Raw genomic sequence first — 20495 nt, 5'->3', positions numbered from 1 at the left:
TCAAGATCGAGGTGAGGTCGCTATATCGACCACCTCCTCTCGAAGCTGGTTCCTAGTGCTGGCTATCGGGCACGATCACCCGCATGCCATCGACGACATTGCTTGCGAGGATCTGACAGCTCAACCGGCTGTTCGGCATCGGCTCCATCACGAATTCGATCATCATCGCTTCCTCCTCGGAAGGCGATGGCAGACGATCGAGATGAGGCTGCTCGATGTAGCAGTGACAGGTGCCGCAGGCCAAGGCGCCGCCGCATTGCGCCACGATGCCGTCGATGCCGCTCCTGACGGCGGCGGACATCAGCGTCTCGCCCTCCTGTGCCTGGACGCGCGTCTCGCGGCCGGCGGAATCGATGAACACGATTTCACACATTGCATTCTCCATATTTTCGGCAAATCCGCTCATGCGGCGATGAGGCGAATGTCCAGACGTTTCGGTCCGCGCACCGACAAGCCGCGCTTATAGGCGGGATTGTCGTCCAGCAGTTCGATCGAGCGAGTGCGCTGCAGAAGCGTCGAGAAAATGATCTCCATATCCAGCCGGGCCAGATGATTGCCGAGACAGAAATGCGCGCCACCGCCAAACGCCAGATGGCGATTGGGCGTGCGCCCGACGTCGAACTCGTCAGGCGACTCGAATTGTTCGGGATCGCGATTGGCCGCGCCATAGAGCAGACCGATCTTCGTACCCTTTGGCAACAGCTTGCCGGCAATCGTCCTTTCCTCGGTCAGATAGCGATGGAAGAATGGCAGCGGCGACTCGAAACGGAACATCTCCTGAATGGCGCTCGACATTACCGCCGGCGTTTCACGCAACATCTTCAAAGCATGGGGATATTGCAGCAAAGCATGCATGCCGCTGCCCAGCACATCGATCGTCGAGCCGTGCCCGGCCATGAGGATCAGCATGCAAGTGGAAACGAGTTCGTCTTCGGTAAGCTCGCCGGCGGCATGCGCCTCGGTCAGCCGACAGAGAAGATCGTCGCGCGGCGTGCTTAAGCGCTCGGTAATAAGTTCCTTGAGAAGTTCGTAAAACTCCGTCGTCGCACGTTCGGCGATCGCCTTGCGCTCCGCGCTGCGATCGACGTCGAAATATTGCACGACGTCTTCCGACCACTTGCGCAGTTGCCCGGCATATTCCTCCGGCACGCCTAGCACCGAACCGATAATGTGGCCCGGAACCTGCGAAGCAAGATCCTCGACGAAATCGATCGTATCTGCCTGCAGGAGACGGTCGAGCAGACGGTCGACGAAATCCTGTATCATGCCGCGCTGGCGCGCGACGAGCGCAGGCGTAAATTCACGAAAGACCTTGCGGCGTAGACGGTCGTGGGTTTCGCCATCGGAATCCAGCAGGCTGAATTGGACGAAACGGGAATGGTTCGGCATGTCATGCCAGTTCTGCCGAACCTTCTGCTCCCGTATTTCCTCGGGTGAGAGAAAGAATTCGAGAGACCGCACGAGCGTTTTGTCGGCGGCAGCGGCAGCCACATCCTGATAGCGCGACAGCAGCCATATGTCGAACTGCTCATAGTAGACCGGACCCGGGCTGGCGCGCAGCACGCGGTAAGACGCATAGGGATCGTCCGTAAACGCCTGCGAGAGCGGATCGAATACTGGAGTTGCCATCGGCATGATGAGGACCTCATCCAATCTGGTTCATCGGCCATAGAATACAGCGTCAAACGACGAAAGGACATGGATGCGAGCCGCAGCCATATGGATAAAACTCTCATTCCGAAATAGAGTTAAGTCGCCATGACCCATGAAGCGATTTTACCAGAAACCCTCCCTCTCGACGACGTCTTCTTTCAGACTCCGGGCAAGTTGTCCCGGGCGCTCCCTTACACGCTTCTCGCCGCCGGGCGCCGGATCTGCACGCCTGCAGAAACACCGATCGCCCATCGCTTCAACCATCACACCCTGATCCTTACTCTCAGCGGAAAAGGCCGGCTGCAGGTCAATGGGGTTTCGAGCTTGCTGCATGAGGGGACGATCGCCTGGCTCGATTCCTCGATGCTCTATTCGCATCGTTGCGAGCCGCACCATTCGCACTGGTCCTATCTATGGCTGGGCTTCACAGGATATGGGCTCGATATCTTGTTCGACAGTCTCGGCGTGATCGGCAATCCGATCTTCAACACGGCCAACACCCGCGATCCAAAGGCGCTGTTCGAAGGTATCCTGCGGGAAGTGGAGACGGGCAGCTTTCTTGCTGACAACAGATGCTTTGCCCTGCTGGCACAGTTGATTTCATTCCTTATATCCGAGCGCGCCGAAAGCAGCGAACTCAGCGCCTCCGCACAACGATTGCAACGGGTCATGGAATTGGTTCGCGCCGACCTGACACGCCCCTGGGCGATAGAAGACCTCGCGATCGCCGCCAACCTAAGCCAGGCGCAATTGTTCCGCCGCTTTCGCCAGAGGATGGGAACGACGCCTCTGGATTGGCTGCGCCATGAGCGTGTGAATGCCGCAAAGCCGTTGCTGGTCGTAACGGACGAGCAGATCAGCCGGATAGCCGCCCGATGCGGCTATCCCGACCCCTTTCACTTTGCCCGCGACTTCAAGAAGCTGGTCGGCGTCACTCCCAGCGAGTTCAGGCGGCAGGGCCGGAGCGCGAGGCCATAGAGGCATGAGAGATCAAATACCTCTCGGTTTCTGAGCCAAAGGCTCCTCGACATAGTTAACCCGATTGGCGCGGCGCATATGACGGGCTAAGAGTTGCGACAGCTCACACCCGCGTCTTTCCGAAACGAACGCCGCGCCCTAGCCAGGGATCGAAAAATGACGACCGAACAAAGCGTTCTGCGCATTTCCATTATCGTGACGTTCGTTCTCGCCGTTGCCGGCATTGTCTTCGGCCTTCTCTCCGGCTCCTATGCAATCGTCTTCGACGGCATCTACGCACTCACGGATGCGAGCATGACGATCATTGCGCTAGTCGTTTCTAATCTGATCGTATCTTCGGCGACAAACACAACCGCCGCCGGCAAATTCGCCAAGCATTTCACCATGGGTTTCTGGCATCTCGAGCCCATGGTGCTCGGCCTCAATGGCGTGCTGCTGACGGGAGCAGCCGTCTATGCCTTGATCAACGCCGTCGGCAGCATCATGAGCGGCGGACGGCATCTTTCTTTCGATCAGGCCATCATCTATGCCGTCCTGACCATGATCATCGCCTTCTTGATGGCCGCCTATGCAACGCGAGCGAACAAGACCATCGGATCCAACTTCATTGCACTGGATGCCAAGGCCTGGGTGATGACCGGCAGCCTCAGCGCCGCATTGCTCCTCGCCTTCATCTTCGGCTTCTTCATCCAAGGAACGAAGCTGCAGTGGATGTCGCCCTATGTCGATCCCGTCGCCCTGGCTCTCGTCTGCCTCATCGTCATTCCCATGCCGGTCGGAACGATCAAGCAGGCATTCGCCGATATCCTGCTCGTGACGCCCGCGGATCTTCGGGACCATGTCGACCGTGTGGCTGCAGAGATCGTTCAACGCTACAATTTCCTGTCCTACCGCTCCTATGTCGCGCGCGTCGGGCGCGGCAGGCAGATCGAGCTTTACTTCATCGTGCCGCCAAACGGGCCGGCGAAGAAGCTGGAGGAATGGGACCATATCCGTGACGAGATCGGCGAAGCGATCGGTGGCGAAGGCCCGGACCGCTGGCTGACGATTGCATTTACGACCGATCCGGAATGGGCCGATTAAGCGCCGCCGCACCCGCCAGTCTACCGACACTACAGAGCGAAGATCGACCAAGCCGCGATGCGCAAATGCCGAGGCAATCTGGCAAGAGCACCCGCTGAAAAGATCAGGCGCTCTCAGTATCAGCTCGCGAAAGAGGAGCGACCGCTGTCTGCTTGCTCCGTGGAGAGCGAAGCACAAGGCCCTGAACGCGGGTCGTAAGCGGCCTCTCGACATATCTGAAAAGCGCCTTGGCAAACATGGCGGCGACAAGCGTCGCAAAAACGACGAACAGTCCGAGAGGAAGCCCTGCCCCGATCACTTTCTCCCATAGCGCGCGCAGCGGCCGCAGGATGAAGGGATGGACAAGATAGAGGCTATAGGAGGCATCCCCGAGCGCGACACCCCAAAGGACGAGCCGCCTTTGAGGCAGGATGGGACCGATCGCGGCCGCGAGGACGAACAAAGCAGCAGGCACACCGCTTCGCAGGAATTGCGGCAGGGCCGCATCGTTCCAAAGCGTCGAGACATGTACGAAGCCGAGGAGCCCGATGGCTGCCAGCCCAAGTGCCCAGCCGCCGCCGATCCTTGCTCCGCTGCGGAAAATCAAGGCGACATAGACGCCGAAGAGGAACTCCAGAATGATCGGGTTCGTCCAGAATGCTATCTGCACATGCTGGGGATCGATGAGCCTTCCGACGAGCGCCATTCCGACCATGAGAACCGACAGCCATAAGACGCCCAATCGTATCGGCAGCAGAAGTGCCGCAGCGAAAAAGACGTAAAACAGCATCTCGTAGTTCAGCGTCCAGCCGAGTGCGAGCACCGGCCTGATCTCATCGACGCCGCGCCCGGACGGAATGAAGAAAAAGGATGCCAGGACATGGGATATGGAACCGATAGGAACGGCAAGGAGCGTGGGGGCTGCAAGCGCGCCAAGCAACATGACGCTCGTCAGCAGCCAATAAAGCGGAATCACACGTGCGCAGCGCCGCAGGAAGAAGCGGAGCGAAGCGCCGCTCTTGCCGAATTCCGACGCGCTCGTATGGGTCATGATGAAGCCGGAGAGGACGAAAAATATATCGACGCCGAAACCGAGATTCCATGCAGAGCCATCGACCACTGCACGTCCCGTTGCTGCCGCCAGCATGCCCGTCTCGTGCAAGGCATGGGCAACAACCACGGAAGAGGCGGCGAGCGCACGCAATACCTGGAGATTCACGAGCGTGTGGGCGGATTTGCTGGCAGCGCGGCTAGCATCCCCATCCTCAAGTATTTTTCTATAAAACCTCACCGGAAATCTCGGCAAATATCGTCTTGGATCGCGCATTTTCTATCCAAAACGATATAACAACTCGTCGCTGCCTGCATAATTGCGCAGCGCTGCTTTAAATTATAGTTATTCTTCAGTTAAGCTTCACCCGCGGTCGCCAATATGACATGCGCCTGAATTTTGGCCGCAACTTCGCCGCTGCCATGTCTTGCTTCGATCGCGGCGGCTGCATAGTCGGTCGCGGCCTGCAGCTTCCCCGCTTCCCTGGCCTCGATTTCGTTGCGAAGCAGGGTTCCCTGACAATAGGCGACGGCCGGAATGCGCGGTGAGGACGCGCGGCTCTGCTCTGCCCTCGTTTCGATCACGATTTCAGAGAAACCGGCAGCCTCGAGATCGCTGCGGATCCGGTCTACATCGTGGTATCCGTGCGGCGTGCGCGCCAGAAAACGTGGCGGATCGTTCGGGAAAATCCGTGCCAGCGCCTTCGTCACGTCGTCGGCGAAAACATTGTCCTCGATACGATCCCATACGTTGAACAGGAAATGTCCGCCTGATTTCAGAACGCGCTTTGCCTCGCGATAGGCCGAGATGCGATCGGGGAAGAACATCGCGCCGAACTGGCAGACGACGAGATCGAAGGCCGCATTTTCGAACGGCAGCGCCATGGCATCCGCTTGCCGCCAAGTGATGCGCCCGTCCGGTTGATGTCGCGAAGCGGCATAATCTAGCATCGGCTGGTTGAGGTCGGTGACGACGTAGCTTGCATCGGAGGATAGTTTCGGCGCCAAGGCGCGGGTGACAACTCCGGTGCCTGCGGCAATTTCCAACACTGCGCGCGGCCTAAGAGATCCGGCGCGTCGTGCAATGTCTGCCGCATAAGGCTCGAAAATCAACGGCACCATATAGCGGTCGTAATTTTCCGGAATCGAGCCGGCAAATATCTTGTCTGCCTCCAACATCGCCATCACCCGCTGCGCACCTGATAGACCGTAATATTAGCATATCGCGGCAGACACGTCATTCAGGCTCTGAAGAGCCCCAAATACCGGAGAGGCTATTCGATCGCGATGATTTCCAGCTCGTCATTGCCAAGGCTCATGACATCTCCCACCCTCTTCCCCATCAACAATCGTGCAACGGGCGACACATAGGAAATCGACCCTGCCTTCGGATCGGCTTCATCTTCGCCGACGATACGGTACGTCTGCACGCGGCCATCTTCACGGCTGAAGGTTACCTTGCTTCCGAAAGCGACGATCTCGGTTGAGGTGGGCGTCGTAACGACTTCGGCGGTTCGCAGCCTTTCCGCGAAATAACGGGCATCGCGCAAGGGAATGGCCGTCTGCCGGCGGCGCTCGTTGATATCCTCGATGGCGCTTGCCGTTTCATAGGCTTTGCGCGCCTCCTGAAGCTGAAATTCCAGAGCCTTCAACCCCGCTTCCGTGACGAGGTTTGGATGTGGAGAAATCGGCCGGTCGGGCAGCACGGTTTCAGCGGCCGTCTCAGCGCTTTCTTCCTTCATGAACGCAGTGCTCAACTTCAAACTCCATTGCGAGCTACAACCTTGCAATCCCCCGGCGAAGTCCTTTCAATGGACAAGTTCGACGATCTGTCTTGAACGACGGGAAGCAAATCAGCCCCGTACTATAGACCAGATGACTATGCCGGAGGAATAGAACGACCGCTGGAAAGCCAGCACGCCGAAAGAGGCCCGAACCCGACATGGCTGTTGCAAGGGTCTTCAGATCGATTAATCTTCAAACCAGCTAACAATAGCTGATATCAAGTTTTCATGTTGCCGAAGGGTTTTGCCGCGGCACGCAATTTCAGAGAGATCGATGGTCAGCCTCGGTGTTTTGACGACTTATATGGTGGTGGTACTGGGCCTGATGGTCATTCCTGGGCCTGCTACATTGCTCACGCTCGCCAGAGCGGTCAGCGGCGGCAAGCGCGTGGGATTGGCAACCGGCATCGGCATCGCTGCCGGCGATCTTTTCCATACGATGATGGCGACTTTCGGGTTGTCGGCCTTGCTCGCCACGTCCGCACTGGCCTTCGAGATCGTCAAATATGCCGGTGTCATCTATCTGATCTATCTGGGGTTCAAGGCTTTTGTCGAGAAAAGCGGCAGCATCGATCTGCCGACTGCGCATGCCATCACCCCTATGCGTGCGTTTCGCCAGGGTTTCTTCACCGAGATCCTCAACCCGAAGACAGCGCTTTTCTTCCTGGCCTTCCTGCCGCAGTTCATTCATCCGGAAAGTGGGTCCGTCATCGGGCAATTCGCGCTGCTGGGAGCGATTTTCGTCATCCTCAGCATCGGCGTCACGTCGCTTCTGGCGGTCGGCGCCGGCTCGATCGGTGGCTGGCTGCGCCGTAACCGCACGATCGGCCGATGGCAGGGAAAGGTCATCGGCACGATCTATATGGCTTTGGGTCTGAGGCTCGCGCTGCAGCAGCAGTAACCCGCCCTTACGGCGGCTACCGGAAAATCAAACCGGCTGCCGCTTGATGACTGACAAGTTTATCTCCGAGCGGATGCGAAAATCCATCGCTTCATAAAGAGCGATGGCCGGCGCATTCGTAGTATGCAGATAGGCGGTCTCGCCGCAGGCCGCGATCTCGCCAACCGCGAAATGGAAGAGCAAGGCGCCGAGGCCGCGCCCCTGAAAATCGGGATGGCCGCCAAGCTCGGCAAATCCCGTCTGCCGCCTGCTGGAGGATGCACCCTGCAATCTCAATGATTGCACTCACCGGACGGCTCCAGCATCTCCGTCGTATCGCTGCCCAAAAATGCGCTAACGCCAAGGTCGTATTCCGTTTGGATCCGGCAGGCGGCGACAGCGTCACTTTGACAGGAAGCTCTGCCGACCCACTCCTTCGCACCCGCGAAAACGCTATCATCACTCCTATTACCCCGAGCGAACGGAATCACTTGCGAGCAATCAAGCCTCTGAAATTATTTCAAAAATATCCGTTTCTTCCTAGGCAATCCAGTCCGGAAAGAAGTTCAGTTTATACGAAAATTATTTATTTAGAAATTTACATATTAACTGAATACTAATAAACGCCTTAACTTTCCAACCAATATTAGCTAACCATTACGCAATCGGAGGTAATGGATGTGCAAGATATTGGTACAGACTCTCAAAATTATTCAGAAAGAGCTTACTCAATCAACAATAGCGCCGAGAAATCAGACCTCAGCGAGGCAGAGGCCACTCGTGCACATCTTGTTTCCGAAAAGCAGATTTCAAATCAGGAGAGCCAAATGCAGCCGGCCGACGCGCCCGAACACGCAGCCGCCATTCCCGCTCAAGATTATCCTCTTGTGCTTCCAAGCGTGCTGATCGGCGGATTACCCATCACCGTCGTCGATCGGCGCAATGCCGCTTCCTTCATGATCGATGTGGCGCGCCGCCGCCGCCGCGACAGCCGGCCCTATTACTTTACATCAGCCAATGGCGAGGTCGTCGCGCGCGTTCATGCCGATGCCAATATCGCCAAACTCTTCAAGGAAGCCGATCAGATCCTGGCTGACGGCCAACCCCTCGTCATGGCCTCTCGCCTGCTCTGCCGAGTACAGCTCCCCGAGCGCGTGGCAACGACCGACCTGTTCCATGATGTTGCCGAACTGGCCGAAAGAAAGGGCGTGAGCTTCTATCTCCTGGGAGCAAGCGAGACCGCAAACCATCAGGCCGTCGCCGCCGTGCAAACCCGTTATCCCAGCCTGCGCATCGTGGGTCATTGCCACGGCTATCTTGCGGGGGAAGCCCTGGAGCAGAAACTTGATGAAATCAACGCGCTTGCTCCCGACATATTATGGATCGGCCTTGGTGTTCCGCGCGAGCAGATATTCGTGCACGATTTTGCCGCGCGGCTTGCCAATGTCGGCGTCATCAAGACCTCAGGCGGGCTCTTCGACCATCTGGCGGAGAAAACGAAGAGAGCGCCCATGTGGATCCAACGGGCCGGCTTCGAGTGGTTCTGGCGCATGCTGATGGAACCCCGCCGCCTGTTCTGGCGCTATCTGACGACCAATCCTTACGCCATCTACGCGATCCTGAGGTATTCGAAATGATGAACAAGCGATATCCCGAACCGTCGGCCACCGAAACGGACACCGACATAGCCATCGTCGGTGGCGGGCTTTCCGGCACGCTTACCGCCTGCCTGCTCGGCCGAGCGGGATATCGGGTGACGCTCATCGACCGTCATCGCGTCTTTCCGCAGGAGTTCCGCGTTGAGAAAATCGGTCGTGAAGAGATCGAAAAACTCGAGCAGCTTCAATTGCTCGCGCCGCTATTCAAGGTTGCGGCCCCCTTCGACGACATCGTCAATCTGCATAGGGGGCGCATATTGGATCGGACACACGGCCAGCATTATGGCTTTTTCTACAACAGGCTCATTGGCGCGATGCGCGCGGCATTACCGGAGACGGTGAATTTCGTCGTCGGTCAGGTCACCGGCTTGCGGACGAGCGCCAAGCAACAGCGGATTTCAATTCTCGGCAAGGATGAACTGACTGCCCGGTTATTAGTGCTAGCAACCGGGATGGGGGATATGCTCCACAGGGATCTTGGCATTTCGCACAAATCGATCGGCGAAAGGCGCTCTCTCGCATTCGGCTTCAACATTCGCCCGCTGCAATCCAATAGATTTCGCCATACAGCCCTGAGCTATCATGGAGACGGTGACGGCATCGATCGTCTCGATCTATTTCCGGTCGCCGATGCAACACGAGCCAATCTTTTCCTCTTTCGCGATCCACGAGATTCCTGGGTCAGGTCACTGCATGACGATCCAAAGCAGGCGCTCATCGCCACCTTCCCATCACTCGTCGATCATTTTGGTGACTTCGAGATTGCCAGCAGGATCGACAGCTGGCTCACCGAGATTACGCTGGCCGAGAATTGCCGACAGGACGGTGTCGTGCTCATCGGAGACGCCTATCTGACCTCCTGCCCGGCGACCGGCCTCGGCGTCAGCCGGCTTCTGACCGATGTTGAGCGCCTATGCCGCACATATGTCCCGCAATGGATGACAGAAACCGCTATCGATCATACCAGGATCGCCGCCTATTACGACGACGCGGAAAAGGCTGATATGGATATCGGTTCGGCGCAAATGGCCGATCGCCACTTCAATCTGACCGCGAAAACCGATGTCGGGTGGCGTCTGCGCCGCCAGCTCCATTTCACGCGGCGACGCATCCTATACGGCATCGAAAGCATAAGTCCTGCTCTCGCCGCAAAGCTTCATCAGCTCAAGACGATACGCACCAGATCTGCGCTGCGATCCGCTGTGCTGACCTCTAAATCCGTGGCATAGCTGGGATGACAAGCAAGAAACGCTGCTTCGAGAAATATTCACTAGAAAAAATAGTTATAACGTGAACAACGCAGTTCTGTATCGATAATAGTACGGAGTTCATCATGGCAGTTTTAGGCGCATTTCCCCCTGGACTTACTTGCCGACCAATCGAGGAGAGCGATTGGAACGGTATCATCGATTGCCTTCGCAGAAATTTTCCGGCCCGTGATCGAAGCTATTGGGAGCGGGCCGTCACACGGATGGAAAAGCGGCCTTTCGTGCCCGACCTACCGAAATACGGCTTCGTTCTGGATATGTCCGGACACATCGTCGGTGTCCTCTTGGCGCTTTATTTTCGGCATGAAGGCCTGGGAGGAGAGGAGCTCCGCTGCAATCTATCGAGCTGGGCTGTCGATCCGGAATACCGCGCTTTTGCCGGCAAGATGGTTATCGCGGCGCTCAGACGAAAGAATGTCACCTACATCAACGTTTCGCCGGCGCCGGGAACGATAAAGGTCAATGAAGCGCTCGGCTTTCGCCGCTATGCGGACGGGCAACTGGCGTTTCTGCCGATGCTGAGTGCTGTGAGGCAGCCTTATCGGGTGCTCGAAGCAAGTCCCGGCCTTGCCGAAATGTCGATGCTCTCGGAGGGCGATAGGGAGATTCTTCTTCAGCATGCGGCGCTCGGATGCCTGTCGTTGATTTGCGTCGATGGCGACGAAGCCTTTCCCTTCGTTTTCAAGACACGCCGCATCTTCCATGGCATTGTCCCGAGTGCCCAGGTGATTTACAGCCGCACGCCCGAGGAGCTCAGCCGGTGTGCCGGCGCACTTGGTCGCCATCTCCTGCGAAAAGGCATATTTCTCTGCGTCGTCGACGCAAACGGGCCGGTGTCCGGTCTCGTCGGACATTACTTTGCCGGAAGCGGAACGAAGTATTTCAAAGGTCCGAAACCGCCCTCGCTTGGAGATCTGACATTCACGGAGCTCGTCATCTTCGGCTCCTGATCCCTGATAAGGAGCCCTGGCCGGGTTTTTGAGGTTTGCGCACGCTCAGACCGATTTTAACCGCGTTACGGCGAGGGTGCCGACATGGGTTGGTCCGATCGACTGGACATGCCTCGCGAAATACCGAGCAAGCGCCATCGCGTTCCAAAGGAAACACCGACGAGCAGAAGACAGAAGCCAAGCGCAAGCGGTGAGAAGAATGCTTCTTCCTGCAATACCGCATTGGATGCAATCGTGATGATCGCGACAAAGGCAAACAGGAAATCCGGCTCACCGGTGGCGAGCAGCTGCTTGCGGGCAGACATCGCCAATGCGGCAAGAAAGCCAAAGAAAACGAAACTGCCCACGCCCATCTGGTAGAGCATGACACCAACAGCGCTTTCAACGGGGACGGAGGCAACGCCCTCGTCCTGCGCCCGGTCCCAATCCAGATTGAGGCTCGTACTCGAAAGATTGCCGCCGATCCCCAGGCCCTGCCCGAACGGATTGTGCAGGAATTCGCGAACGCCTGCGATCAGGCCGAGAACATGGTAATCGCCATGGGTGGCGCCGAAGAGAATGGCAGCGACGGTCCAGATGACAGCAAGCGCGACAACGGCAAGCAGCGTCAATTCCGCGCGTGATGGGCGATAGATCAGCCGGGCGCCGATCGCAACAAGCAGCATGAATGTCGCGCCTTTGGAGCCGATAACAAGCAATAGCGGCAAGGCCGCAATCGGCAGCAGCCAGCGCCCCTTGAAGAGAAGCCAGGCAGACATGATGCTCAAACCGTAGGCATAGCTGATCGGGTGAAAATTCGGGCCGCCATTGCGGAAGATCGGCGGAAACAAGTCGCTGAACAGCTTGATGTTGAAAAAGGTCGTCATCATCGTGTCTTCGATACCGCGAAGCACGAAACCGGTCTCCCTCAGCTTCTTTTCCCAGACACCGGCCTCGATCTGAGCCTTCAGACCACGGTGAATATAGAGATCGCCATGAAACAGGCTCAGGAAATCCATGCGGAAAATCTGTTCCAGATAACCGTAGATGATGGCAACGGCGCAGAGCCAAAAGATGCCCTTACGCAGATCAACGGGATAGAGGCTGGCTGCGAGAATTGCGATGTGGAAGCACGCAAGCGGCGTGATCGTATTGCGGAAATAGATGACGGCATCCTTCGGCCCGCCATGAACAGCGCCGAGCGCAAGATAAAAGCTCACTATACCACAGAGCACGAAGCTGAATGTCAGCCACGGCCGCAATTCGGTCAGAGCCCTCACCCGATACTGGAAAGAAGCCATCACGAAGGCGCCGAATGCAGTCATGAGAATGACGAAATTCGCACCACGCAGCGCATCGAACGTATTGTGATCGGGCACGAAAGGCGTGAACCAAGCGACCACGAGATTTTGATAGAGAAAAGAGCAGGCAATGACGATCGGGATGCAGCCGGGTTGAGCAATCGACAAAACCAGCGTCAACGCGAATGTCGCGGCAACCCCGAACGGCGTCCAGACAGCGAAGGCAGAGACGGAAGCGATAACCGCGAGGATGGCGATGAAAAGATGGAAAAGAGCGTCCGAACGAAGTCCGCTCAGCCCCCCCGCCCCGAAGCCGGCGCGACCTCCGGTAATGCTCATCGCCAATCTCCATTTATCCGCATCAGTTGCCGTTCCACATGGCCATATTCCGCCGCTTTTCAGCCCCCATTGCTGTCATCCAGAAGTGCCGCGATCATGGCGTCATCGAAGCCTTCAATGCTGTCTCTGCTCCTGATGATGCCAAAACCTTGATCAAGCTCCCAATAGGCCCAACCGATCTTGTTGCTCTCGGCCGCCTGCCGCACGGCCCGAACCCAGAACCGACGGCTTTCGGCATCGACGCAGAAGTTGAGGACTCCAAATTCGTTCATCATGACAGGGCAGTCATATGTCTCGGACCAGCGCCTCAACTTCACAAATTCGGCGGCGATCGCAGCCTCCGTCCAGGGCGTCGCCAATTGTTCCTCGATAAGGCTTGCCGCCTGCTCGTCCCCGGCCGCTCGCAGCTTTCCGATGCTCTGCTGTACCAGCGGCGTCTCGATGGTCGCGGGAAAGGGTAAATTCGAAATCCGCGCCAGCGGCGACGCATCCCAGGTCTCGCATTGATGAGTGAAGGCCGTGGGTGAATAGAAATGAATGGCAGCAATCTGATTATCGTCGGCAAGCGGCGGCGTCTCGCCTATTTCCCAGATGCCCTGAGAGGGTGATGGCCCCCAGATGAGCGTGTGGTTGGGACATTTCGATCGCACGACCTCGGCAAGCCGTTGCCTTAGTTGGAGCCACGCGTCATTTCGCAGAGGCGGCTCGTTCAACAACTCTGCATAGACCGTCTCATCCGAAAGGTTCGCAAGGACGCTGCCTAGCGCCATCCATGCCTCGGCCGCCCTTTGCGAACCGGCTTCGAAATCCTGACGGAGAGCCGTATGCAGACTTTCGGAAGGATGCATGTCGGCAAGGACCGAGAAGCCCAGCCGATTGAGGTCGGCCACGCCAGTCTCGATGCGATGGAGGGTGGTCGTATCGCCTGCCGACAGTAGATCGCCATTGATCGGCAAACGGATCGTTTGAAAGCCCAATTGGCGAAGCTTTTCGAGCACAGGCTCGCTTGGCGCCACGCCATCGCCGCGATCGAACCATCCGGGCAGATTGATGCCGCGCGAAGGCACGATGGGCTTGGCCGCCGAACGCGCCGCGCCGGCAGCCGGAAGAGCAGCCAGAATGGAGCCGCCTGCCAGCTTGAGAGCGCTTCGGCGTGATAGCAACATCGATCGCAAGCTGCGCCCCACGGTCACCCCCTCGCAGAGATTCGGCCGCCCTGCTCTCCATCGTCGGCCGATCGGATCGCTCGCATCACCTCGCCACCCCGCGTCTCTGTCTGCTCCGGTGCAATTATCAACGTGGCGCTGCGCCCGATCTGATCTGCATCGAGGCGCTGACGAAGCAAGTTGGTGATTTCCCCCGCTTCCTCGGCCGGGTTGAGCGCAAAAAGCATGAGATCCGCTTCGGCAAAAAGCGCGGGATCCCAGCTGCCAACGATGGAAGGTCCCATCAGAAGCACGAAATCGAAGGAGCCGGCAGTGGCCAAAATATCGTCGAGGCCGGGGCCTCTCGGTGGCTTCCCATTCTCGGCAACTGGCCTGTTGTACACGACCGTTCGTAGACCGCTCGCACCGCTCACGAAGACACCGTTGCCGTTACGCGCCGATGCTCCCGGACCCGGCTGATCGCCAAACTCGACCACAAGCACATTCTGTTCGGCCTGCTGGAGACCGATGCCGACCATTGCCCCCGCAAGTCTCGCCGCAACCGGCGTATGAAGCGATGAGACCAGCAGCACGTAAGGCTTCGGATGCTCGGTCAGATGCAGAATGATGCGTCGCATGAGCTGCAACACATCCCGTGAAAAGGCTTCGTTTCCGGCCTGGAAAAAGCGTCTTCGCATCGCACGGATGCTGAGATAGGCGCCGGAGCCGGCAAGACCAGGCAACCGATACTCTCCAAGATTGACCGGCGCCGGCACCGGCTCTGGTTTTGCGGTCTCCTTCACGGCATCCCGATGAGGCTCGACGCCGAGGAGGCTGCCTCTTATGGGGCTCGTCGGATCTTGCTCCGGCTGATGTTTGGGGCCGCGCACCAGGGCAAGACCACAGCCGATGATAAGACCAAGCACAGCGCTGACCGGCAAGAGCAGCAGCGGCTTGGGCCAAGTCGGCTGCACCGGCGGAGCGGCAGCGCTGATTACCCGCGCCTCCTGCAGCTGCAGGCCCTGCATCTGCGATGTTTCTTCGGCGCGCTTCAGGAAATCGTCGAGGACAGTGCGCGCCGCCTTCGTCTTCGCCTCCAGCTGCCGCAACTGCACCTGCGCGGCATTTGAGCTTTCCAGCTTCTGGCGGAGATCATCGAGCTTTGCCTGAAGTGCTGTGACGTTTTGCGCGGCGAGATCGGACTTTGCCTTCAATTCCCGCGTGATCCGCTGCGCCTCGATGGTCATGAGGCCCTGCATCCTGTCCAGTTCGGATCGCAGCCTTTTTATGATCGGATGGCGCGGCTGATACATGGCCTCGTAATTGGCGAGGTCGGCCGCCCGCTGATTGTAGTTTTCGCGGAGTTTGACCGTCGCCTCGGAAGACAGGATTTCCGAAAGCTTGGCGAGACCGGCCGGTGAGGTGCCTGCGGCAACCGCCTGGACATATTTATCCTTGGCCTGGTCCGCCTCGCTTCGCGCGCCGATCAGCTGATCCGTAAGCTTGTCGATCTGGGACTGCAGCGTGCCTCCGGCGGAAGCATCCAGAATCTGATGCGAGACCTTGAAATCTCCGACCTCCTGCTCGGCATCGCTGACGTTCTTCTGGAGATTGCCGATCCGGCTCGCAAGCAGGGAGTTTACGTCGCTGTTTGCAGTTTCTCGCTCCCCCGACAGACCGGCCCTATAGCGATTGACAATCGCATTGGCGATCCGGGCCGCCTTGTCGGAATAGCGGGATGCGAAACTGACATCGATGACATAGGTAAGCCCGGCACGCTCCACGGTGACGGCACGCTGAAAATTCTTGAAGATCAAATCCTTCGTGGGATGCGAAGCCAGACCGATACGCGACAGCAGACCGCCGCTTGCAAATTCGGGATCGGTTTCGATGTTTTCGCTCTCAAAGACCTTCATCAGCAGGTCGCGCGATTCAATGACAAACACTTGGCTCGCGATGGCCGCGCTGTCACTGCCGATGCCGGGCAGAACATTGTTGAGATTCGTCGCGCGCGGATCGCGTGGATCGATCATGACGGAAGCTGTCGCGGTATAGCTCGGCTTTGCCACCACAAGGTAAGCCAGCGCCAGCAGGAGCACGGCCAAGGTGCTTGCCAGCACGGTCAGCCAGCGTTGCCACAAGATAGTCCACACGGCACCGACATCGAACAGCGGCGGAAGCGAGCGCTCGTCAATGTTAAACGGCTTCATCCAGTTCCTCTCCGCGGGCCGCGGGTCTCCGGCTCATCACACATCACTAATTTCAGTATTAGTGAATAATGTTAATCATCCGTTGAATTTACACCGGAGCGTGTGATCAACTTCAGATATCGCAAGTAACCATGTTGCGACTTCGTTCTGGCGCAAGCATGAGTACTTACGATATTAGAGATACATTCTATTTCAGGTGCTATGGGCCATTCGGTCGAGAGCAATCAACACGGGAACAGGTCGTTGAGTGAGAAAGCTGGCAGCAGCGATACTTTATCGGCCGAAACGCCGCCGCCCGCGAGCAACCTGCGCTTGTCGATCGGCGCTCTTGCCAGAAGCGGCGCCGTTGCCGGTGTGATCAAGCTTGCCAGTGCCGGCCTCTCGTTCCTGATGTTCGTCGCCGTCGCCATGACGACCGATGAGCGGCAGTTCGGCCTTTATAGCGCCGCCTATGCCGGAGCGAGTCTGGTCTCCTTCTTCGCCATAGTCGGCCAGCAAAGCGCCGTGCTCAGGTTCTGGCCGCAATATGCCGGCAACAACGATCTGAACTCCGCAAACGGCATGATGGCCCGCTCCATCCTTGTTGCGCTGATAGGGCTTGCGAGCTTCAGCCTTCTCATTCTCATCATCGGCTTCTTGCCATTCGCTGGCGCTCAGATGCCCGAATGGCTCGCGATCTGCGTGGCGACCATGGTGCTGGCTTTCGCGCTCGGCTGGTCGGAATTCGTCGCCTGTGCTCTTCGCGCCAAGAATGCGCTGATCTTCGCGCTGCTGCCGCGCGATGTCGTTTGGCGAGCAGTGGCAATCCCGGTTTTCGTGCTCGCACATTTCATGCAGCTGAAGATGAGCGCGGTTGCCGCAACCTATCTCACAGCCGGGTTGCTGCTCCTGATGATCGCACCACAGACATTTGTCCTCTTTCGCGATACGATCCGCGCCCAGCGTGGCCCGCTTACGACAGAACAGAAGACCGAATTCAAGATGGTGACACTCGGGCTATGGGGCGTTACCGCGCTACCACCGGCCCTTAGCCAGGCAAGCACCTTGCTGGTCGCGGCCATTCTTGGCCCCGAGGCCGCCGGCGCGATTTTCGTCGCGGATCGAACGATGCGGCTGGTCGTATTGGCACTCAACGGCATCAACCAGGCGCTTGCGCCGCAGATCTCGGCTGCCTTCTACACCGGCGACAAGGCACATGTGCAGCGTATCACCAGTCTTGCCGCTCTGGGCGGCTTCATCATCGCCTTGTGCGTGCTGGTATCGTTCCTGATCTTCGGCGACCTGATCCTGTCGATCTTCAATCATGCCTATGCCACGCCGACGATGCAGGTAACGCTGATTATCTTCGGCATCGGCGCGACAATCGGCACTGCTTGCGGGCCGACCGAAATCCTGATGCAGCTGACGGGCCTTCAGCACGCGCTTTTCAAGCTGCTGGTTATCGTCAACACCTTCGGGCTCTGTGCGACGGCGGTGCTGACCTATTGGCTCGGCCCGATCGGTGCGGCGCTCGCCATCGCCGGCACGATCATCGTTTGGTGCGTGACCGCCGTGTTCATCGCACGCCGCACCATCGGCATCAACCCGTCAATCCTCGGCTTCCTTGCCGGCGAGGACGCACTTGCCGCCCGCTCCTTCCTGAAAGGCCGTTCATGAAAATCATTCAGGTCCAAACCCAGGCGGAAGCGGGCGGAGCACAGCGAATTTCGGATATGGTCGGCGAGGGATTGCGCGCGCGCGGCCATGAGGTTCGTACCGTCTTCATGTATCGGAAGACCGAGGTCTACGACCGCGATCCGCACGCCGATTTCATCCTCACCAAGCCGCCGCGCGGCTTGCTAGGCCAGATACGGGCTGCCATTGGACTTGCGGGTTACCTGCGCAACGCCCGGCCGGATGCGGTCATCACTTTCCAGCACTATGGCAATATTTTTGGCACCATCGGCGCGCGGCTCGCCAGCGTGGACTTGATCATCGCAAACCAGAGCGGTGCGCCGCAGACCAGAGGCGTCAGGGGGGGGCTGACGCAGATAGACAAGCTGATGGGCACTTTCGGCGCCTATCACGCCAACGTCGTCAATTCGAGCTGGACGAAAGCGCAGTTCGACAGCTTTCCGCAAGCCTACCGGCGCCGGATGTCACGCATCGACCACGGCGTTCCTGCGCCCTCGGTCGCCGTCGACAAGGCGGCGGCGCGCGCGGCCTTCGGTCTTCCTCAAGACGCCTGGCTCGCCGTCTCTTCGGGCCGCATGGCGCCATCGAAAAACCAGATCGCGCTCGTCGGCGCCCTCGTCCATCTGCCCGACATTCATATCGCCATCGCCGGCACCGGCCCCGAGCAGGATGCGATGGTCGCTTTTGCCGAAGCCAATGGCGTCACCGACAGGCTGCATCTCGTCGGCGAAGTACCTCCCTCGCGCATTTTCGACTTCCTCGCGGCGGGAGACGCCTATGCTTTTTCCTCGTTGACGGAAACCTTTGGTCTTGCCGCAGTCGAAGCGGCCATTTCCGGGCTGCCGGTGGTTGCAAGCAAGCTCGATGTCCTGCGGGAAGTCCTGACCACAGATGAGGGCGAAGCAGCCGCACTCTTCGTCGATGCCGATGCGAAGGGAATGGCCAAAGGACTTGCCGAACTCATCGCCAGGCCCGAGCTAGCCGCTCGACTGGCCGCGGCCGGACGGCAACTGAAGGAACAATATTCGCCAGCGCGCATGTGCGCCGGCTATGAGGCACTGCTTCTGTCGCGCTCACTTCCGCACGGCTGCAATCCCGTCGATCACCTCCAGTCGGCCTGAACGATTGAGCGTATGGATTTTCGGATAGGGCCAGTCGCCACGCGCCGCAATCGGTCGGGGCGGCGACAGCCGAACGGTCTTTTCATCCAGCTGCAGCAGCTGTGAGATGCCGAGCCCGCCGCCATAGCCGAGCGTTCCGTCCTGGACCGGCAGATAGATACCACTTCCCTCGCGGACGAAGGCGCCGCCCGGGCGTGCCATGCGACGATCGATGAGAACCGGGTTCAACACATGCGGCATCCAGGGGCCGGCAAGCCCTGGTGCGTGAAAGACTACGAGCGTATCGGACGTACTGCCGTGACCATCGCGATTGGTTGCGAACAACCAGAGTTGCCCGCCATGTTCGAGCAGGGTCGCATCGGAAATCTCGCCTTCGATGAGCACGGCGTCGGGAACCCAGCGATCCGGAAACTCTATCGAGCGATAGAGGACGAGTTTTCCGCCTGAACTTGCTTCAGGAAGCATCCAGATCGCGCCGTCGCGCTCGAAGACCTGCGGGTAAGACAGATGGTAAGGCTCTTCCAGTACGCATCGCGGCTCTCCAGGCTTCCCCGTGGCATCGAACGCCACCACCGAGATGACTGCCTTGCCGGTCGCATGCGGATAATCTTCCACGAACAGGAAGAAGCGATCCTGCCATTGAAACGGAAAGGGATCGGCATAGAAGCGATCTCCGGCATCCGGCAGCACGGACCAGCCGCCGCCAAGCTCACAGCTGCTCGCGACACCCGGCCCATCTATGAAGCGATAGCCCACACGCCAATGCGCGTGGCGGAAGCGCGCCCGACGCATTGCTTCTCGGCCCAGGCGCGGCAAGGCGCCGGTCAGACAAGCGGATGCAAAGCCCAGCGTTCTACTGACGGCATTCTCAGACACTTTGGACACCGGTTCGTTCATAACGAACCGGTTTTCGGCAAAGGCACGAACCGTGGAAACAGCAAGCGTGACGGCACGTGCGAGCACATCCTCCACGCCAAGCGACACGGTTTCCCGCCGATCGATCATCGGCCAGGCTCGACCCACCACCGTTTTTCCGTCCAGGACGGCATCGATAACAGGCAAGGCGCCAGCGGCGATCGACCTCGCGACCGACAGGTCCGACCGCGACCCGTCGAACCGCAATGTGATGGTCGGGACGTCCGATGGCGCAGCGTGGCCGGTAAGATCCAGCCGAAGAACGGCAGACCTATCGTGACTGCTGGCGGGGATCTCCGACAGAGGAGCGGCAAGCGCCGGATCGCGCCGACGGAAGATTTTTCGCTCGAGAGCCAAAGCTGTATTGATGGCGGCCGGCCACGCATTCGACCCGAATTCATGTACGACAGCGATATCGTGCCCCTCGGCCTGCAGACGCGCGACCACGAGTTCCTGCCATCGGCGCGGAGCTGACTTCGGAACGATGATATCGATCGATGGCACGGCGTTCCCCATCCGCAGCAGCCT

18 protein-coding genes are annotated in these 20495 nt (G+C 58.6%); 8 read left to right on the top strand and 10 right to left on the bottom strand.

The features are described 5' to 3' along the window. Positions 1–52: 52 nt before the first annotated feature. Both AC13RE_RS21435 and AC13RE_RS21430 read right to left on the bottom strand, forming a co-directional pair. Complete coding sequence (locus AC13RE_RS21435; RefSeq protein WP_488564417.1) at positions 53–373, bottom strand: 2Fe-2S iron-sulfur cluster-binding protein; 321 nt, start codon at positions 371–373, stop codon at positions 53–55. Between the two features lie 29 nt (positions 374–402). Next, positions 403–1635 (bottom strand): cytochrome P450, encoded by a 1233-nt coding sequence (locus tag AC13RE_RS21430; RefSeq protein ID WP_488564416.1) that lies wholly within the window; start codon positions 1633–1635, stop codon positions 403–405. 123 nt (positions 1636–1758) lie between these two features. Between AC13RE_RS21430 and AC13RE_RS21425 the strand changes: the two genes are divergently transcribed. Next, positions 1759–2631 (top strand): helix-turn-helix domain-containing protein, encoded by an 873-nt coding sequence (locus tag AC13RE_RS21425; RefSeq protein WP_488564415.1) that lies wholly within the window; start codon positions 1759–1761, stop codon positions 2629–2631. 156 nt (positions 2632–2787) lie between these two features. Then, on the top strand, positions 2788–3714 hold the full coding sequence (locus AC13RE_RS21420) for a cation diffusion facilitator family transporter (RefSeq protein ID WP_488564414.1): 927 nt from the start codon (positions 2788–2790) through the stop codon (positions 3712–3714). Positions 3715–3817: 103 nt separating this feature from the next. Here AC13RE_RS21420 and AC13RE_RS21415 read toward each other — a convergent pair whose 3' ends face one another. From AC13RE_RS21415 to greA, 3 genes are all read right to left on the bottom strand, one after another. Then, positions 3818–4984 (bottom strand): acyltransferase family protein, encoded by a 1167-nt coding sequence (locus AC13RE_RS21415; RefSeq protein WP_488564413.1) that lies wholly within the window; start codon positions 4982–4984, stop codon positions 3818–3820. 116 nt (positions 4985–5100) lie between these two features. After that, on the bottom strand, positions 5101–5922 hold the full coding sequence (locus AC13RE_RS21410; RefSeq protein WP_488564412.1) for a class I SAM-dependent methyltransferase: 822 nt from the start codon (positions 5920–5922) through the stop codon (positions 5101–5103). 95 nt (positions 5923–6017) lie between these two features. Then, complete coding sequence (gene greA, locus AC13RE_RS21405) at positions 6018–6500, bottom strand: transcription elongation factor GreA (protein ID WP_488564411.1); 483 nt, start codon at positions 6498–6500, stop codon at positions 6018–6020. 301 nt (positions 6501–6801) lie between these two features. Between greA and AC13RE_RS21400 the strand changes: the two genes are divergently transcribed. Then, on the top strand, positions 6802–7428 hold the full coding sequence (locus AC13RE_RS21400; protein ID WP_488564410.1) for a LysE family translocator: 627 nt from the start codon (positions 6802–6804) through the stop codon (positions 7426–7428). Between the two features lie 27 nt (positions 7429–7455). Here AC13RE_RS21400 and AC13RE_RS21395 read toward each other — a convergent pair whose 3' ends face one another. Continuing rightward, positions 7456–7713, bottom strand: a complete 258-nt coding sequence (locus tag AC13RE_RS21395) for a GNAT family N-acetyltransferase (RefSeq protein WP_488564409.1) — start codon at positions 7711–7713, stop codon at positions 7456–7458. Between the two features lie 521 nt (positions 7714–8234). Between AC13RE_RS21395 and AC13RE_RS21390 the strand changes: the two genes are divergently transcribed. The 3 genes from AC13RE_RS21390 (at position 8235) to AC13RE_RS21380 (ending at position 11283) form a co-directional block, all read left to right on the top strand. Next, a complete protein-coding gene (locus tag AC13RE_RS21390) occupies positions 8235–9044 on the top strand; it encodes a WecB/TagA/CpsF family glycosyltransferase (protein ID WP_488564408.1) in 810 nt (269 codons plus the stop codon). After that, on the top strand, positions 9041–10294 hold the full coding sequence (locus AC13RE_RS21385; RefSeq protein WP_488564407.1) for an FAD-dependent oxidoreductase: 1254 nt from the start codon (positions 9041–9043) through the stop codon (positions 10292–10294). Before AC13RE_RS21390 ends, AC13RE_RS21385 begins: the two co-directional genes overlap by 4 nt. A 242-nt stretch (positions 10295–10536) precedes the next feature. After that, entirely contained in the window at positions 10537–11283 is a 747-nt protein-coding gene (locus tag AC13RE_RS21380) for a hypothetical protein (RefSeq protein WP_488564406.1), read from the top strand. A gap of 65 nt (positions 11284–11348) precedes the next feature. Here AC13RE_RS21380 and AC13RE_RS21375 read toward each other — a convergent pair whose 3' ends face one another. The 3 genes from AC13RE_RS21375 to AC13RE_RS21365 are packed head-to-tail and all read right to left on the bottom strand — an operon-like array spanning position 11349 to position 16257. Continuing rightward, positions 11349–12902, bottom strand: coding sequence for a hypothetical protein (locus tag AC13RE_RS21375; protein ID WP_488564405.1), 1554 nt, complete (start codon positions 12900–12902; stop codon positions 11349–11351). Between the two features lie 59 nt (positions 12903–12961). Next, complete coding sequence (locus AC13RE_RS21370) at positions 12962–14068, bottom strand: glycoside hydrolase family 5 protein (protein ID WP_488564404.1); 1107 nt, start codon at positions 14066–14068, stop codon at positions 12962–12964. Between the two features lie 23 nt (positions 14069–14091). After that, on the bottom strand, positions 14092–16257 hold the full coding sequence (locus tag AC13RE_RS21365) for a GumC family protein (RefSeq protein ID WP_488564403.1): 2166 nt from the start codon (positions 16255–16257) through the stop codon (positions 14092–14094). Between the two features lie 243 nt (positions 16258–16500). Between AC13RE_RS21365 and AC13RE_RS21360 the strand changes: the two genes are divergently transcribed. Then, on the top strand, positions 16501–17913 hold the full coding sequence (locus AC13RE_RS21360; RefSeq protein WP_488564402.1) for a lipopolysaccharide biosynthesis protein: 1413 nt from the start codon (positions 16501–16503) through the stop codon (positions 17911–17913). Then, positions 17910–19052: a glycosyltransferase family 4 protein gene (locus AC13RE_RS21355; RefSeq protein WP_488564401.1), complete on the top strand. Its 1143-nt coding sequence runs from the start codon at positions 17910–17912 to the stop codon at positions 19050–19052. The genes AC13RE_RS21360 and AC13RE_RS21355 overlap by 4 nt, the downstream gene beginning before the upstream one ends. On the opposite strand, the gene AC13RE_RS21350 is transcribed toward AC13RE_RS21355, so the two are convergent. After that, positions 19005–20471 (bottom strand): glucosamine inositolphosphorylceramide transferase family protein, encoded by a 1467-nt coding sequence (locus AC13RE_RS21350; protein WP_488564400.1) that lies wholly within the window; start codon positions 20469–20471, stop codon positions 19005–19007. The two genes, AC13RE_RS21355 and AC13RE_RS21350, sit on opposite strands and share 48 nt — an antisense overlap. Positions 20472–20495: the final 24 nt, after the last annotated feature.

The organism is Martinezella sp. CNPSo 3959 (genome assembly GCF_057784355.1).
The sequence above is the reverse complement of the archived record's forward strand: the minus strand, read 5'-3'. Positions and strand labels throughout refer to the sequence as shown.